At 72.5% G+C, this 13,480-nt stretch carries 11 protein-coding genes; 3 read left to right on the plus strand and 8 right to left on the minus strand.

Going from position 1 to position 13,480, the window contains the following annotated elements; all coding sequences use genetic code 11:
- The 4 genes from Q0444_RS14055 to glnA form a co-directional block, all read right to left on the minus strand.
- The coding region (locus Q0444_RS14055; RefSeq protein WP_299023539.1) for an endonuclease/exonuclease/phosphatase family protein at positions 1-637 on the minus strand (637 nt) is incomplete at its 3' end.
- Complete coding sequence (locus tag Q0444_RS14060; protein WP_291085806.1) at positions 634-993, minus strand: hypothetical protein; 360 nt, start codon at positions 991-993, stop codon at positions 634-636. The genes Q0444_RS14060 and Q0444_RS14055, both read right to left, overlap by 4 nt.
- Before the next feature lie 70 nt (positions 994-1,063).
- Positions 1,064-4,147: a bifunctional [glutamine synthetase] adenylyltransferase/[glutamine synthetase]-adenylyl-L-tyrosine phosphorylase gene (locus Q0444_RS14065; RefSeq protein WP_291085803.1), complete on the minus strand. Its 3,084-nt coding sequence runs from the start codon at positions 4,145-4,147 to the stop codon at positions 1,064-1,066.
- A gap of 13 nt (positions 4,148-4,160) precedes the next feature.
- Entirely contained in the window at positions 4,161-5,501 is a 1,341-nt protein-coding gene (glnA, locus tag Q0444_RS14070) for a type I glutamate--ammonia ligase (RefSeq protein ID WP_299023543.1), read from the minus strand.
- Between the two features lie 186 nt (positions 5,502-5,687).
- Here glnA and panB point away from each other — a divergent pair, with 186 nt between their 5' ends.
- Positions 5,688-6,551 carry a 3-methyl-2-oxobutanoate hydroxymethyltransferase gene (gene panB, locus Q0444_RS14075; protein ID WP_291085797.1) on the plus strand — a complete coding sequence of 288 codons (864 nt, stop codon included), beginning with the start codon at positions 5,688-5,690 and terminating at the stop codon, positions 6,549-6,551.
- A 17-nt stretch (positions 6,552-6,568) separates the two neighbouring features.
- Positions 6,569-7,561: a prolyl aminopeptidase gene (pip, locus tag Q0444_RS14080; protein ID WP_299023546.1), complete on the plus strand. Its 993-nt coding sequence runs from the start codon at positions 6,569-6,571 to the stop codon at positions 7,559-7,561.
- Positions 7,562-7,581: 20 nt separating this feature from the next.
- On the opposite strand, the gene Q0444_RS14085 is transcribed toward pip, so the two are convergent.
- Both Q0444_RS14085 and Q0444_RS14090 read right to left on the minus strand, forming a co-directional pair.
- Positions 7,582-8,400 (minus strand): SDR family oxidoreductase, encoded by an 819-nt coding sequence (locus Q0444_RS14085; RefSeq protein ID WP_291085813.1) that lies wholly within the window; start codon positions 8,398-8,400, stop codon positions 7,582-7,584.
- Between the two features lie 65 nt (positions 8,401-8,465).
- Entirely contained in the window at positions 8,466-10,016 is a 1,551-nt protein-coding gene (locus tag Q0444_RS14090) for an NAD(P)/FAD-dependent oxidoreductase (protein WP_291085791.1), read from the minus strand.
- Positions 10,017-10,129: 113 nt separating this feature from the next.
- Between Q0444_RS14090 and Q0444_RS14095 the strand changes: the two genes are divergently transcribed.
- Positions 10,130-11,761 carry a CYTH and CHAD domain-containing protein gene (locus Q0444_RS14095; protein WP_291085788.1) on the plus strand — a complete coding sequence of 544 codons (1,632 nt, stop codon included), beginning with the start codon at positions 10,130-10,132 and terminating at the stop codon, positions 11,759-11,761.
- Positions 11,762-11,840: 79 nt separating this feature from the next.
- Here the strand turns inward: Q0444_RS14095 and Q0444_RS14100 are convergent, their stop codons facing one another.
- The gene (locus tag Q0444_RS14100; RefSeq protein ID WP_291085785.1) at positions 11,841-12,005 is read right to left on the minus strand and encodes an SPOR domain-containing protein; all 165 of its coding nucleotides are present in this window, start codon (positions 12,003-12,005) and stop codon (positions 11,841-11,843) included.
- A gap of 80 nt (positions 12,006-12,085) precedes the next feature.
- Positions 12,086-13,477: an aldehyde dehydrogenase family protein gene (locus Q0444_RS14105; RefSeq protein ID WP_291085782.1), complete on the minus strand. Its 1,392-nt coding sequence runs from the start codon at positions 13,475-13,477 to the stop codon at positions 12,086-12,088.
- Positions 13,478-13,480: the final 3 nt, after the last annotated feature.

Consider the following 13,480-nt stretch of genomic DNA (forward strand, 5'->3'; position numbering starts at 1 on the left):
CGCCCGGGGCGGGCCCGTCGCCGACGGGGGCGCGCGGGTGCGCGGCCCCCCCCGTCCCCGGTCCGGCGGACCCCGCCATGTCGGTGCGCACGACCCCGAGACCGAATCCCGGGACCCGCTCGGGCGGCGAGAGCGGGTACCTCGACCAGACGGCCACGCCGGCGGTCTGCGGGGCGGGATCCAGGGCCTCGTGCGGGAGGTTCGCGGTGAGCCCCGCCGCGCGTAGCCCGTCGACCGCCTCCGGGGTGGCCTCGACCGTCACCAGGAGGTCGACCCCGCCCTCGCGGACGGCCCTCACCACGTCGGTCGGGACCGCCCGCCCGAACTCCAGGTTCTGCACCAGGACCCGGAGGTCGACCCCCTCGTCGTCGTCCCCACCGGACGGGGAGACCAGCGGGCCGTACTGGACCGCGCCCGCGCCGGCGAGCACCACGGCGAGGATCGTCAGCGCGACGGAGCGGGCGCGCAGCGCCGCGACCAGCGCGAGGAGGGAGAACGCCCACGCCGCGAGCGCGAACGACGCCAGGACCAGCACGGCGGGGAGATCCGAGTCCGAGTGGTGGAGGGCCACCCCCGTCGCGGCGATCAGGCAGGACAGGACGGCCAGCGCCCGGGCGACCGGGCGGCGGCGCCTCACCGCAGGAACTTGCGCAGATCCCCCAGCGCGGTGAGCACGCGGTCCAGATCATCGCCGTTGCGGACCATCGACCGGACGGTCTCGGCGACGGAGGCGATCGACGGCGACACCCCCGGCCCGGCGGCCGGCGCGGGCGCCTGCCCCGACAACGCCCCCGAGGCCGCCCGTGCCGCGCCGGGGCGACGCCGGTCGGGCCCGAGCTCCACCTCGAAGCGGTCGCCCTTGTCGTCCGAACCCAGGCACCGCACGCGCTCGTCGGCGGGGACGCCGGCCGCGCGGACCGCGTCGACGAACTCGTACAGCTCGCCGTAGGTCACGCCGTCGAGGGTGAGGGTCAGGTTCATCGTCACAGCCATGCCCCCAGGGTATCCGCGGCCGGACCCGCCGCGCATCGGTGGACACCCTGACCCCCACCGGGGTGGCGGGCTAGATCTCGCCCCAGAACACGTGGTCGACGGCCTTGCGGCCGTGGCGGGTCACCCGGAGGTACTCGTTGAGGAACTCCGCCCCGTCGGACGACCCGGTGCAGATGCTCGCCACCGCGGACAGGATCTTGCCCTGACCGGGGAGCTGGTCGACCGCCTTGCCGCGCGCCAGGACCAGCGCGTTGCGGGCGTGGCCGGCCATGAGCCACGACTGCACCAGGGCGTCCCGCTCGCCCTCGGACAGGAGCTCGGCGGAGGCCGCGGCGTCGAGCGCCTCGAGCGTGGAGGTGGTGTGCAGGCCCGGGACCCGCGCCGCGTGCTGCATGGTGAGCAACTGGGCGCACCACTCCACGTCCGCCAGGCCGCCGCGCCCGAGCTTGGTGTGGGTGGCCGGGTCGGCACCGCGCGGGAGTCGTTCCGAGTCGATCCGCGCCTTCATCCGCCTGATCTCCTGCACGACCTTGGGCGGGACGCCGTCCGCGGGGTACCGGAACTCGTCGATCATGTGCAGGAAGTCCAGTCCCAGCTCGCTGTCGCCGGCGGCGAACGCCGCGCGCAGCAGCGCCTGCAGTTCCCACGTCTCGGCCCACTTCGCGTAGTAGGCGCGGTAGGACGCGAGGGTGCGGACGAGCGGACCGTTGCGGCCTTCCGGCCGCAGGTCCGCGTCGAGGTCGAGGGGAGGATCCGACGACGGCGAGGACAGCAGCCCGCCCACGCGCTCGGCCACCTGCACCGCCCACCGGACGGCCACGTCCTCGGCGACGCCGTCGACCGGGTCGCACACGATCATGACGTCCGCGTCGGAGCCGTACGACAACTCGTCCCCGCCGAGCCTGCCCATCCCGATGTACGCGAGCCGGGCCGGAGGGGGCTCGCCCTCGGGGGCCATGTCCCTCATCACCGCGGCCAGCGACGCCTCGAGCACCGCACGCCACACGGCCGACAGTCGCTGGCCCACCTCCGGAACTGAGACCAGCCGGAGGACGTCCGCGGCGCCTATCCGGGCGAGTTCGGCCCGCCGCAGGGACCGCGCCGCGGCGATGACCTTCTCCGGGGTGCGGTGACGCGCGGCCGAGGCCGCCAGGGCCGAGGCGATGTCCGACACCCCGGTGTCCACGAGCACCGGCCCCTCCGTCCCGTCGGTCAGGTCGGGGATCACCTCGGGGTTGCGCAGCAACAGCTCGGACACGAACGGCGAGGTGCCCAGGACCGTCACCAGGCGGCGGGCCACGATGCTGTCGTCCCTGAGGATGCGCAGGAACCACGTGACGTCCTGGTGCTCGTCGCACAGCTTGCGATACGCCAACAGGCCCGCGTCCGGGTCCGGGGTGTCCGCGAGCCACTCCATGAACGTGGGCAGAAGGAGCGCCTGGATCCGGCCGCGCCGGTTGCTCTGCCCGGCGAGCGCCCGGAGGTGACCGAGCGCGTTGCGGGGCGACCCGAACCCCAGGGCCGCGAGCTGCCGCTCCATCGCCTCGGTGCTCAGGGACAGCGCCTCCGCGTCGTACGAGGCGATCGAGTCCAGCAGCGGACGGTAGAAGAGCTTGGAGTGGAGTCGGCGGACCCGGCTCCGGATCTGGCGGAGCTCGTCGCGCAGCACCTCGGCCGCGTCGAGTCGCCCGGCCGGCCGGACGTGGGCGGCCCGGGCGAGCCAGCGGTAGCCCTCCTCGTCGGGCTCCTCGGGAAGCAGGTGCGTGCGTTGCAGGCGCTGGAGCTGGAGCCGGTGCTCGAGCAGTCGGAGGAACTCGTAGGCGGCGACCAGGTTGGCGCCGTCCTCGCGCGCGATGTACCCGCCCGCGCGCAGCGCCCCGAGCGCCTCCACCGTGCTGGTCACCCGCAACTCCTCGTCGGTGCGACCGTGGACCATCTGGAGCAGCTGGACGGCGAACTCCACGTCCCGCAGGCCGCCGCGGCCGAGCTTGAGCTCCCGCTCGCGCAGCACCTCGGGGACGTTCTCCTCGACGCGGCGGCGCATGGCCTGGACGTCGTGGACGAAGTCCTCCCGCTCGGCGGCGGTCCAGACCAGGGGGTGGACGGCGTCGTGGTAGTCGGCGGCCAGTGCGAGGTCGCCGGTCATCGGCCGGGCCTTGAGCAGCGCCTGGAACTCCCAGGTCTTGGCCCACCTCTTGTAGTAGGCCTCGTGGGACTCGAGGGTCCGGACCAGCTCGCCGGACTTGCCCTCCGGGCGGAGCGCGGCGTCCACCTCGAAGAAGGCCATCGACCCGATGCGCATCATCTCCCCCGCCACGCGGCCGGTCTTGGCGTCCGCGGGCTCGGAGACAAAGATGACGTCCACGTCGGAGATGTAGTTGAGCTCGCGGGCCCCACCCTTGCCCATGGCCACCACGGCGAGCCTGGCGGGCAGCGGGGAGTCCGGGTACACGGTCGTCACGGCCACCGCGAGGGCGGCCGTCAGCGCCGCGTCGGCGAGATCGGCCAGGCGCCGCCCGACCTCGGCGAACGGCAGCACCGGTTGGTCCTCGACCGTCGACGCCACGTCGTGCGCGGCCAGCAGCGCCACGTGGTCGCGGTAGGTCGACCGCAGGACGTTGACCGCGGCGCCGCCGGTGACGGCGGCCCGATAGGTTCCCGCGCTGCGCAGGTCCTCCGCCTGGGACGGCGGGGGCGCGCCCTCGACGGGCGCCTCCGGGACCGCCCCGACGGCCCCGAGCATGTCGGCCAGGACGTCCTCGCGGGCGGGCAGCTCCGAGCGGAGCGAGGCCCAGCGGGTGGGCTCGGCCACCAGGTGGTCGCCGAGGGCGCTGGACGACCCGAGCAGGCCCAGGAGTCGTCCGCGGAGCGGCAGATCGGAGCGCAGCGCCGAATCGAGGGCCGCCACGCCGGTGTCGATTCCGGCGCGCGCAGACGAGCTCTTGCCGTGGGATTCCGCCGCGAGGGATTCCCGGAGCCGGACCAGCGCGCCCAGCGCCAGGTCCGGATCGGGGGCGCGCGACAGGGCCCAGAGCAGCGGGATCGCGTCCTCGCCGGTCCAGCCCAGGTAGTCGAGCCAGTCCCCCGCCCGGGTGTCGAGCAGGCCGAGCCGCCCCGGGCTCGGCATGCGGGGACGGGAGGAATCCCTGCTCATCGCGTGCGTCCGGTCACAGGCTGAGGTAGTTCCGGAGCTCGTACGGGGTGACGTCGTTGCGGTACTCCCGCCACTCGCGCCGCTTGTTGCGCAGGAAGAACTCGAAGACGTGCTCGCCGAGCGCGTCGGCGACGAGCTCGGACTCCTCCATGGCGTCGAGCGCCTGCTCCAGGCTCCCGGGGAGGTCGGTGTAGCCCATCGCGCGCCGCTCCTGGCGGCTCATGGTCCACACGTCGTCCTCGGACTCGGGAGGGAGCTCGTACCCCTCCTGGACGCCCTTGATGCCCGCGGCGAACATCACCGCATAGGCGAGATACGGGTTGCAGGCCGAGTCCGGGCTCCGGACCTCGATCCGGCGGGAGGAGGCCTTGTTCGGGGTGTACATCGGGACCCGCACGAGCGCCGAGCGGTTCGCCCGACCCCAGGTGGCCGCGGTCGGGGCCTCGCCGCCGCCGATGAGGCGCTTGTACGAGTTGACCCACTGGTTGGTGACCGCCGAGAACTCGGGCGCGTGCCGCAGGATGCCCGCGACGAAGGACTTGGCGGTGGCCGACATCTGGTACTCGTCGTCCGGGTCGTGGAACGCGTTGGTGTCACCCTCGAACAGGCTCATGTGCGTGTGCATGGCCGAGCCCGGATGGTCGCGCAGGGGCTTGGGCATGAACGACGCCCACACCCCGTTGTTCATGGCCACCTCCTTGACCACGTAGCGGAAGGTCATGATGTTGTCCGCCATGCTCAGGGCGTCCGCGTAGCGCAGGTCGATCTCCTGCTGCCCCGGGGCGCCCTCGTGATGGGAGAACTCCACCGAGATGCCCATCGCCTCCAGCGCCTCGATGGCGTGGCGACGGAAATGCGGCGCGGTGTCATGGACGGCCTGGTCGAAGTAGCCGCCGTTGTCGGTGGGCACCGGCTCCGCCCCGTCGGTGTCGAGGTCCTTGAAGAGGAAGAACTCGATCTCCGGGTGGACGTAGCAGGAGAAGCCGAGGTCCGCGGCCTTGTTGAGCTGGCGGCGCAGCACGTGCCGCGGGTCCGCCCAGCTGGGGCTGCCGTCCGGGTTGAAGATGTCGCAGAAGATGCGGGCCGAGTGTTGGCCGCAGTCGGCGTGTGCCCACGGCAGCACCTGGAAGGTCGACGGATCCGGCTTGGCGACCGTGTCCGCCTCCGAGACGCGGGAGAAGCCCTCGATGGCCGAGCCGTCGAAGCCGATCCCCTCGCCGAACGCCCCCTCGAGCTCGGCCGGGGCCACGGCCACGGATTTCAGGGTCCCGAGCACGTCGGTGAACCACAGCCGGACGAACCGGATGTCGCGTTCCTCTAGGGTCCTGAGAACGTACTCCTGCTGGCGGTTCATGCCGTCCAACCTAGTGCCTGCCGTGTTACGTCCGTGTGACATCCGGTACGCGCCACACTCGCCGGCCCCCCTCGACCCCGCCGTGGCAGACTCGTCGGCGACGGGATCTCCCGCCATCGCCCCCTGTCCACCCGGGGACCGACACCCCCGTCGGCCTCGAGGTCACCGTAGGAAGGCCACACCGCCATGAGTGACACCACCGACACGCCGGTCTACGGATCCGGTGGCGCACCGGCCGAGGATCGACAGGGCCTGACGCGGGTCACCCGCATCCACCACCTGGCCGAGCTCAAGGCCGCGGGCGAGCCGTGGCCCATGCTCACCGCCTACGACTTCGTCTCCGCCCGGCTGTTCCAGGAGGCGGGGATCCCCGTCCTGCTGGTGGGCGACTCGGCGGCCAACGTCGTCTACGGCTACGACACCACCGTCCCGGTCACCGAGGACGAGATGATCCCACTTGTCCGGGCCGTCACCCGGGGAGCGCCCATGGCGCTCGTGGTGGCCGACCTGGTCTTCGGGAGCTACGAGGCCTCGCCGACGCAGGCCGTCGCGGCCGCCACGCGGATGATGAAGGAGGGCGGCGCCCAGGCCGTCAAGCTCGAGGGCGGCGTCCGCATGGCCCCGCAGATCAGGGCGATCGTCGACGCCGGGATCCCGGTCATGGCCCACATCGGCTTCACCCCCCAGTCCGTCAACGGCCTCGGCGGCTTCCGCGTCCAGGGCCGCGGCGACGCCGCCGACGCGCTCCGGGCCGACGCCCGCGCCGTCCAGGAGGCCGGGGCGTTCTCCGTGGTCATGGAGATGGTGCCCGCCGAGCTGGCCCGCGAGGTCACCGCCGAACTGGCGATCTCGACGGTCGGCATCGGCGCCGGCAACGGCTGCGACGCCCAGGTGCTGGTGTGGCAGGACATGGCCGGCCACGGCACCGGGCGGACGGCGAAGTTCGTCAAGCGCTACGCGCGACTCGCCGACACCCTCCGCGACGCCGCCCGCGAGTACGGCGACGAGGTCCGCTCCCGGGCGTTCCCCGGCCCCGACCACTCGTTCTGATCACGCCGGGATCGTCGATGGACACGCAGACCGCGCGCCGCGCCCCGTACCCGGAGATCGGGCCCCACGAGACGGGGATGCTCGACGTGGGCGACGGCCAACGCCTGTACTGGGAGTGCTCCGGCAATCCCGCCGGGGACCCGGTCCTGTTCGTCCACGGCGGTCCCGGCGGGGGGACCTCCCCCGCCCACCGTCGGATGTTCGACCCCGCCGCGTACCGGATCATCCTGGTGGACCAGCGCGGCTGCGGGCGGAGCACCCCGCACGTCGCCGACGGCGCGGACCTCGCCGTCAACACCACCTGGCATCTCGTGGCGGACCTCGAGCGGTTGCGGGAGCACCTGGGGGTGGACCGGTGGGTGGTGTTCGGCGGGTCCTGGGGCACGACGCTGGCCCTGGCCTACGCCCAGGAGAACCCCGACCGCGTGCGCGCGCTGGTCCTGCGCGGGATCTTCCTGTGCCGCCCCTCCGAGATCGACTGGTTCTACCGGGGCGGCGCAGCCCACCTGTTCCCCGACGCCTGGGAGGGATACCTCGCGCCGCTGGTGGCCGCCGACGGCCCCGGGGCCGTCGGCGCCCCGGGGTACGACCACGTGGTGGCGTACCACCGCCTCCTGCACTGCGGTGACCCCGCGACGGAGGTCGAGGCCGCTCGGGCGTGGACCACGTGGGAGACCTCGACGTCCGCCCTGCTCCCCCGCCCCGCCGTCCCGGACGGCGATCCCGACAGGTTCGCGCTGGCCTTCGCCCGCATCGAGAACCACTACTTCGTCCACGACGCGTTCCTGGACCGGGCGCCGATCCTTGCCCGCATGGACCGGATCGCCCACCTCCCCGCCGTGATCGTCCACGGGCGATACGACGTGGTGTGCCCGGTGGCCAACGCCTGGGAGCTGCACGCGGCGTGGCCGGGGTCCGAGCTGCACATCGTCCCCGACGCCGGGCACGCGATGGCGGAGCCGGGCACGACCCATCACCTGCTCGAGGCGACGGACCGGTTCCGCCCCTGACCCTGCTCCCGCCGCTCCGGTCAGACCACCCCGAAGCGGCGCGAGATCGCGACCGTGCCCTTCTGGTAGCCGGCCGGGAACAGGCGCACCAGGGCGTCGAGCACGTAGGCGTCCGGGCCCACCAGGACCCGGGCGCGGCGCCTCTCGACCCCGTCCAGGATCACCCGCGCGGCCGTCGAAGCCTCGGTGCGCGCGAACTTCGAGTCGAAGATCGCGGCGAAGTCCGCACTGTCCAGCCCCTCGGCCGCACCCGCGCTCCGGGCGACCGCGGTCTTGATCCCCCCGGGGTGGACGCAGGTGACGTCCACCGGGTGTCCGGCGGCGAGCATCTCCATCCGTAGAGACTCGGTGAACTGCTGCACCGCGGCCTTGGCCGCGTTGTAGGCGTTCTGGGTGGGCACGGACAGGAACGCGAAGATGCTCGAGACGTTGACCAGGTGGCCGTCGCCGGAGGCGATGAGGTGCGGCAGGAACTCCTTGGTGCCGTGCACGACCCCCCAGTAGTCCACGTCCATGATTCGGGCGATGTCCTTGTACGAGGACTGCTCGACCGATCCGGTGAACGCGATCCCGGCGTTGTTGACGACCAGGTTGACCACGCCGAAGTGCTCGGCGACCCGGCCCGCGTACTCCGCCACCGCGGCCTGTTCGGCCACGTCGAGCCGGTCGGAACGCACGTCCGTCGCCCCGTCGGCCCGGGCCAATCGGACCGTCTCGGCCAGGCCGTCGGCGTCGATGTCGCTCAGCGCGAGCCGGGCCCCCCGCCGCGCCGCCTCCCGGGCGAGTTCGCGCCCGATGCCGGAGCCCGCCCCCGTGACGACGACGACCTTGCCGTCCATCCGCCAGCGGGGACGGCGGGCCACCACCCCACCCAGGGAGCCGACGAGTCCGCGGACCAGTGCGCTCATCGCAGTGCCTCCTGCCCGGTCGGCGTCACGGCCGGTTCCCCGGGCGGCCCCTCGGCCGGACCGGTCGACGCGGTGCGGCGGTAGGCGCTGAGGTCGAAATCGCGGGTCTCCCGGCGGAAGGAGAACGTGAAATCGGGCCACACGGCCGGGGCGTTGCCCTTGGCGTCGAGGTACCAGCTCTTGCAGCCGGTCGTCCACACGGTCTCGCCGGTGGCCTCACGCAGCTCGCGGTTGTAGGCGTCCTGGACGGCCTCCCGGACCTCGACCGTCTGCAGTCCGCGGTCGCGCATGGTGCGGAGGGCGTCCACGAGGTAGTTGAGCTGGGATTCGATCATGTAGATCATCGAGGAGTGGCCGAGACCCGTCGCGGGGCCCACCAGCACGAAGAGGTTGGGGTAGCCCGCGACGGTGGTGCCCTTGTAGGCCTCCATCCCCTCGCTCGCCCACTTGGCGGCCAGCGTCCGCCCGTCGGCCCCGTGGACCCGTTCGAAGAACGGCGAGTCGGTGACGTGGAACCCGGTGGCCACCACGAGCACGTCCGCCGGATGCTCCACGCCGTCGGCGGTGACGATCCCGGTGTCGGTCACCCGGCTGATCGGCGCGGTCACCAGGTCGACGTTCCGTCTGGTCAACGCGCGATACCAGGCGTTGGACAGCAGGATCCGCTTGCACCCGATCTCGAAATCCGGGGTCACCTCGGCGCGCAGCGCGGGGTCTCGCACCTGCATCGCCAGATGCGCGCGCCCGATCGCCCGGATCGGCGCGAGCGCCGCTCTGCTGCGGGTCAGTCCCACGACCTGGAACTCCCGGCTGCCGTACTGCAGCGCCCGGACCGCCCGCTGCAGACCGGGAACCCGGCGGTAGAGCGTGCGCTCGAACCTCGGATACGGTCGATCCACCCGGGGCAGCACCCAGGGCGCGGTGCGCTGGTAGACGTCGAGGTGCGCCACGGCCGGCGCGATGGAGGGCACCACCTGGATGGCCGAGGCGCCGGTCCCGATCACCGCGACGCGCCTGCCCGCGAGCGGCACCGAGTGGTCCCAGCGGGCGGTGTGGAACACGGGCCCCCCGAACCCGGCGATGCCGTCGATCTCGGGGAGCCGCGGCTCGCACAACGCCCCCACCCCGAGCACCACGACGCGGGCGTCGTACTCCCCCGCGGTCGTCTCGACGCTCCACCGACCACGGGAGCCGTCGAAGCGCACCGAGGTGACCTCGACGCCGAACCGGATCTTCCGGCGCACCCCGGTGTCGTGGGTGACCTTCCGGATGTAGTCGTAGATCTCGCCCTGCGGCGAGAAGGCCCGGGACCAGTCCGGATTGAGGGCGAAAGAGTAGGAGTAGAGGTGGGACGGCACGTCGCAGGCGGCGCCCGGGTAGGTGTTGTCGCGCCACGTCCCGCCGACGTCGGAACCCCGTTCCACCACGACGAGGTCGTCCATCCCCTCCTCCGTGAGCTTGATCGCGGCCCCCAGGCCGGAGAATCCGGCCCCGACGATCAGGGTGTCGACGACCGTCGTCCCATCCGCTGCTTCTCCCTGATCCACTGCTTCTCCCCACGACGCGCCTGTGATCCGGACCACTGTGATCTTACCCGCAGGTAAGTCCCGTGGGGGTCGCACCCGACGCCCCGTTCACCCGAGCCTGGTACAACCAGTCCATGACGATCAGCGAAACCGTCGAGGTCGAGAGCAAGTTCGAGGTCGGCCCCGACATCCCCGTCCCCTCCCCGGGCGCCTTCGCCCCGCTGACGGCGGACGAGCCCGCGGTGCACGACCTCTCCGCGACGTACTACGACACGGACGACCTCTCGCTCACGCGCCACAAGGTGACGCTGCGTCGGCGGACGGGCGGGGACGACGCCGGCTGGCACCTCAAGCTGCCGTCCGAGGCCGGCCGGGTCGAGCTGCAGGCACCACTCGGCGACGAGGTACCGCCGGACTTCGTCGCCGCCGTGGCCGGCCTGGTCCGCCGACGACCGCTCGCACCCGTCGCCCGTGTCGACAACGAACGGCACGTGCTGACGCTGCGGGACTCCGACGGCCGGGCCGTGGTGGAGTTCTGCGACGACCACGTCACCACCGAGTCCTTCGTCCCCGGCGGGTCCGCGGCCCGGTGGCGGGAGTGGGAGGCCGAACTCGTCGACCCGTCGCTGGACGGTGCCGTGGGCCATCTCGCGGCCGTCGCCTCCGCCTGCACAGACGCGGGGGCCACCGCCTCGTCGTCGTCGTCCAAACTCGCCCGCGCGATCGGCGCCCTCCCCGACCCGTTCCCCCGGGGCGCCTCGCCGGTGCGGGACGCCCTCGTCGAGGACCTGCACCAACTGCTCGACCACGACCCGGCCGCCCGGCGCGTCACGATGGTCGGGGTCCACCAGATGCGGGTGGCCGTCCGGGGCCTGCGCAGCACGATCAGCTCCTACGCCGCCGAGCTCCAGACCGAGACCGCGGACACGGACATCGACCTGGCCGTCCTGCTCGAGGAGCTCAAGGTCCTCGCCGCGGTGCTGGGCAAGGTGAGGGACATCCAGGTGGTCGACGTCCGTCTGGAGAACCTGGCCGCGGAGTTCCCCGAGGACATCGTGAGCCCCGAGACGAGGCTGCGACTGCGCACCGAACTCGATGCCGAGGAGCGGCGCGCCGGGCACCGCGTGACGGCCGCCCTGGGCACCGACCGGTACCTCGACCTGCTCGACACCCTTCACCGGCTCGTCGAGGTCGCGGGGTCGGCCCCTTCCGCCGCGACCACCGCGGGTGAGCACGGGCGGGCCGGGGGCCGGAAGGCGCGGCGGGAGTCCGAGGACGTGATGCTGCGCGGGGTGGATCGGCAGTTCGCCAAGTTCACCAAGGCGCGCACCCGCACCGAGCGGGATCTCGAGGCCCTGGAGCTGACCCTGTCCCAGCGGGAGGCGCTGACCCACGTCGTCCGCAAGCGCGCCAAGGCGCTGCGGCGCAACGTCAGCTCGCTCCAGGAGGGGGGCGGCCTCACCGTGGCCCCGCTGCGCACCGCCTGCCAGCGGTTGCACACGGTGCTCGGCGAGGTCCAGGACAGCGTGACCGCGCGGATGTGGATCCGGCGCATCGCGCGCCGCGCCGAGTCCGCCGGCGAGTCGACGTTCGGGTTCGGGGTGCTGTTCGAGCACGAACGCGGCTTCTCCGAGCGCACCCTGGCCGGATTCGAGAACGACGCCGCCACGGTCACCGCGGCCTACCGCGAACTGTCGGAGTCGCGGCGGGCGGCCCGGCGGCGCAAGAAGACCACGCGCAAGAAGGGGTCCACGGGCACCCGCTGAGACCGCCCCGGCCGTCCGCTCCTGGGGGTGGGGCGGTCCAGGGGTGGCTGCTCCTCGGCGTGGCTAGTCCTGGGCTTATCTAGTCCTGGGCGTCCCACGCCTCGTTGCGCGCCTTCGCCTTGGCGAGCGCCGCCTCCGCCTCGCCGCGGGTGGCGTACGGTCCCATCCTGTTCTCCCAGTTGGTGACCTTGCCCTGGACCGCCTGACCTGTGGCGACGTCGTAGTACCACTGCTCTTCCGACATGCCGGACCTCCTCGGGTCGCTGTGGGATCTGGTGCCCGTCCGACCCTACTCGGCCGCCCCGCGGGAGGACGGGGCGTGAGTCAGAAGAGCCGACGCATCACGGCCTGCGCCACGCGCCCGTAGGGCGGGTACACGATCCGCGGATCCACCGCGAACCCCTTCACGGCGACGGACTTGAGGTGGCTCAGCGCCTGGAATCCGGCCTCGCCGTGGTACGCCCCGATCCCGCTGTCCCCGACGCCGCCGAAGGGCAGCTCCGGCATGAGGTAGTGGATCGCGCAGTGGTTGATCACCGCGCCACCGGCGGGAACGGAGTCGACGATCCTGTCGGCCAGGTCGGTGTCCCTCGTGAAGACGTAGAGGCCCAACGGCGCGGGGCGACCGTTGACGAACTCCATGGCCTCGTCGACGTCCCGGTACGACACGATCGGGAGGATCGGACCGAAGATCTCCTCCGTCATCACCGGCTCGGACGGATCCGGGTCCACGACGATCGTGGGGGCGATGGTCAACTCGTCGGCGTCGGTCTCCCCGCCGAGGACGATCGAGCCGCGGGTCTGGCCGAGGTATCCCGCCAGCCGGTCGAACTGCCGACGGTTGACGATCCGCTTGGGCCCCTCGGCCGAGGTGAACTCCGTCACGACCGCCGACAGGCGCGCCACGAGGTCGTCCTTCACCGACTCGTGCACCAGGACGTAGTCCGGGGCGATGCAGGTCTGACCGGAGTTCATCAGTTTCACCCAGGCGATCCTGCGCGCCGTGACGTCGAGATCCGCGTCCTCCGCGACGATGACCGGGCTCTTGCCCCCGAGCTCGAGGATGACGGGGGTGAGGGTCTTGGCTGCCGCCTCCATGATCTTGCGGCCCACCTCCGTGCCACCGGTGAAGAAGACGTGATCGACTCCCAGGGAGATGAGGTGCTGGGTGGTGGGACCGTCGCCCTCGACCACCCCGAACGCCTCCGGATCGAGGTACGTCGGCAACACCTCGGCGAGGAGGCGTGAGGTGGCGGGCGCGATCTCGGAGGGTTTGAGGACCACGGCGTTGCCTGCCGCGAACGCCGCCACCATGGGTCCGAGGGCCAGGTTGACGGGGTAGTTCCAGGGGGCGACGACGAGCGCGACCCCCAGGGGCTCGTACTGGATGCGCGCGCGGGCGGGCTGCTGTGCGAGCGGGACGGGTCGGCGCCGGGGGCGCATCCAGCGGCGCAGGTGCTTGAGCGCGTGCGCGGCCTCGTTCCTGGGCGGGGCGATGTCGCCGAACCACGCCTCGAAGGCGCTCCGCCCCAGATCCCGGGCGAGCGCCTCGGCGATCTCCCCCTCCCTCTCATCCAGGAACCGGAGGAGTCCGCGGAGCTGCGTCTCGCGCCACTCCACGGGCCGGGTCCGTCCGGCGCGGAACGCCGCTTTGAGCCGGTCGACGGTCTCGGCGGGGCTCGGTGCCGCCGCCGACCCGATGGTCTGACTTGTCATCAC

This window comes from uncultured Dietzia sp. (genome assembly GCF_937873725.1).
In the GTDB taxonomy this organism is placed as follows: Bacteria; Actinomycetota; Actinomycetes; order Mycobacteriales; family Mycobacteriaceae; genus Dietzia.

What these genes read in the sequence shown, in the direction of transcription:
- Q0444_RS14095 (WP_291085788.1), top strand. Translation starts at nt 10,130, where the DNA reads ATGACGATCAGCGAAACCGTCGAGGTCGAGAGCAAGTTCGAGGTCGGC.
- Q0444_RS14060 (WP_291085806.1), bottom strand. Translation starts at nt 993, where the DNA reads ATGGCTGTGACGATGAACCTGACCCTCACCCTCGACGGCGTGACCTAC.
- panB (WP_291085797.1), top strand. Translation starts at nt 5,688, where the DNA reads ATGAGTGACACCACCGACACGCCGGTCTACGGATCCGGTGGCGCACCG.
- Q0444_RS14085 (WP_291085813.1), bottom strand. Translation starts at nt 8,400, where the DNA reads ATGGACGGCAAGGTCGTCGTCGTCACGGGGGCGGGCTCCGGCATCGGG.
- Q0444_RS14065 (WP_291085803.1), bottom strand. Translation starts at nt 4,147, where the DNA reads ATGAGCAGGGATTCCTCCCGTCCCCGCATGCCGAGCCCGGGGCGGCTC.
- Q0444_RS14100 (WP_291085785.1), bottom strand. Translation starts at nt 12,005, where the DNA reads ATGTCGGAAGAGCAGTGGTACTACGACGTCGCCACAGGTCAGGCGGTC.
- Q0444_RS14105 (WP_291085782.1), bottom strand. Translation starts at nt 13,477, where the DNA reads ATGACAAGTCAGACCATCGGGTCGGCGGCGGCACCGAGCCCCGCCGAG.
- glnA (WP_299023543.1), bottom strand. Translation starts at nt 5,501, where the DNA reads ATGAACCGCCAGCAGGAGTACGTTCTCAGGACCCTAGAGGAACGCGAC.
- pip (WP_299023546.1), top strand. Translation starts at nt 6,569, where the DNA reads ATGGACACGCAGACCGCGCGCCGCGCCCCGTACCCGGAGATCGGGCCC.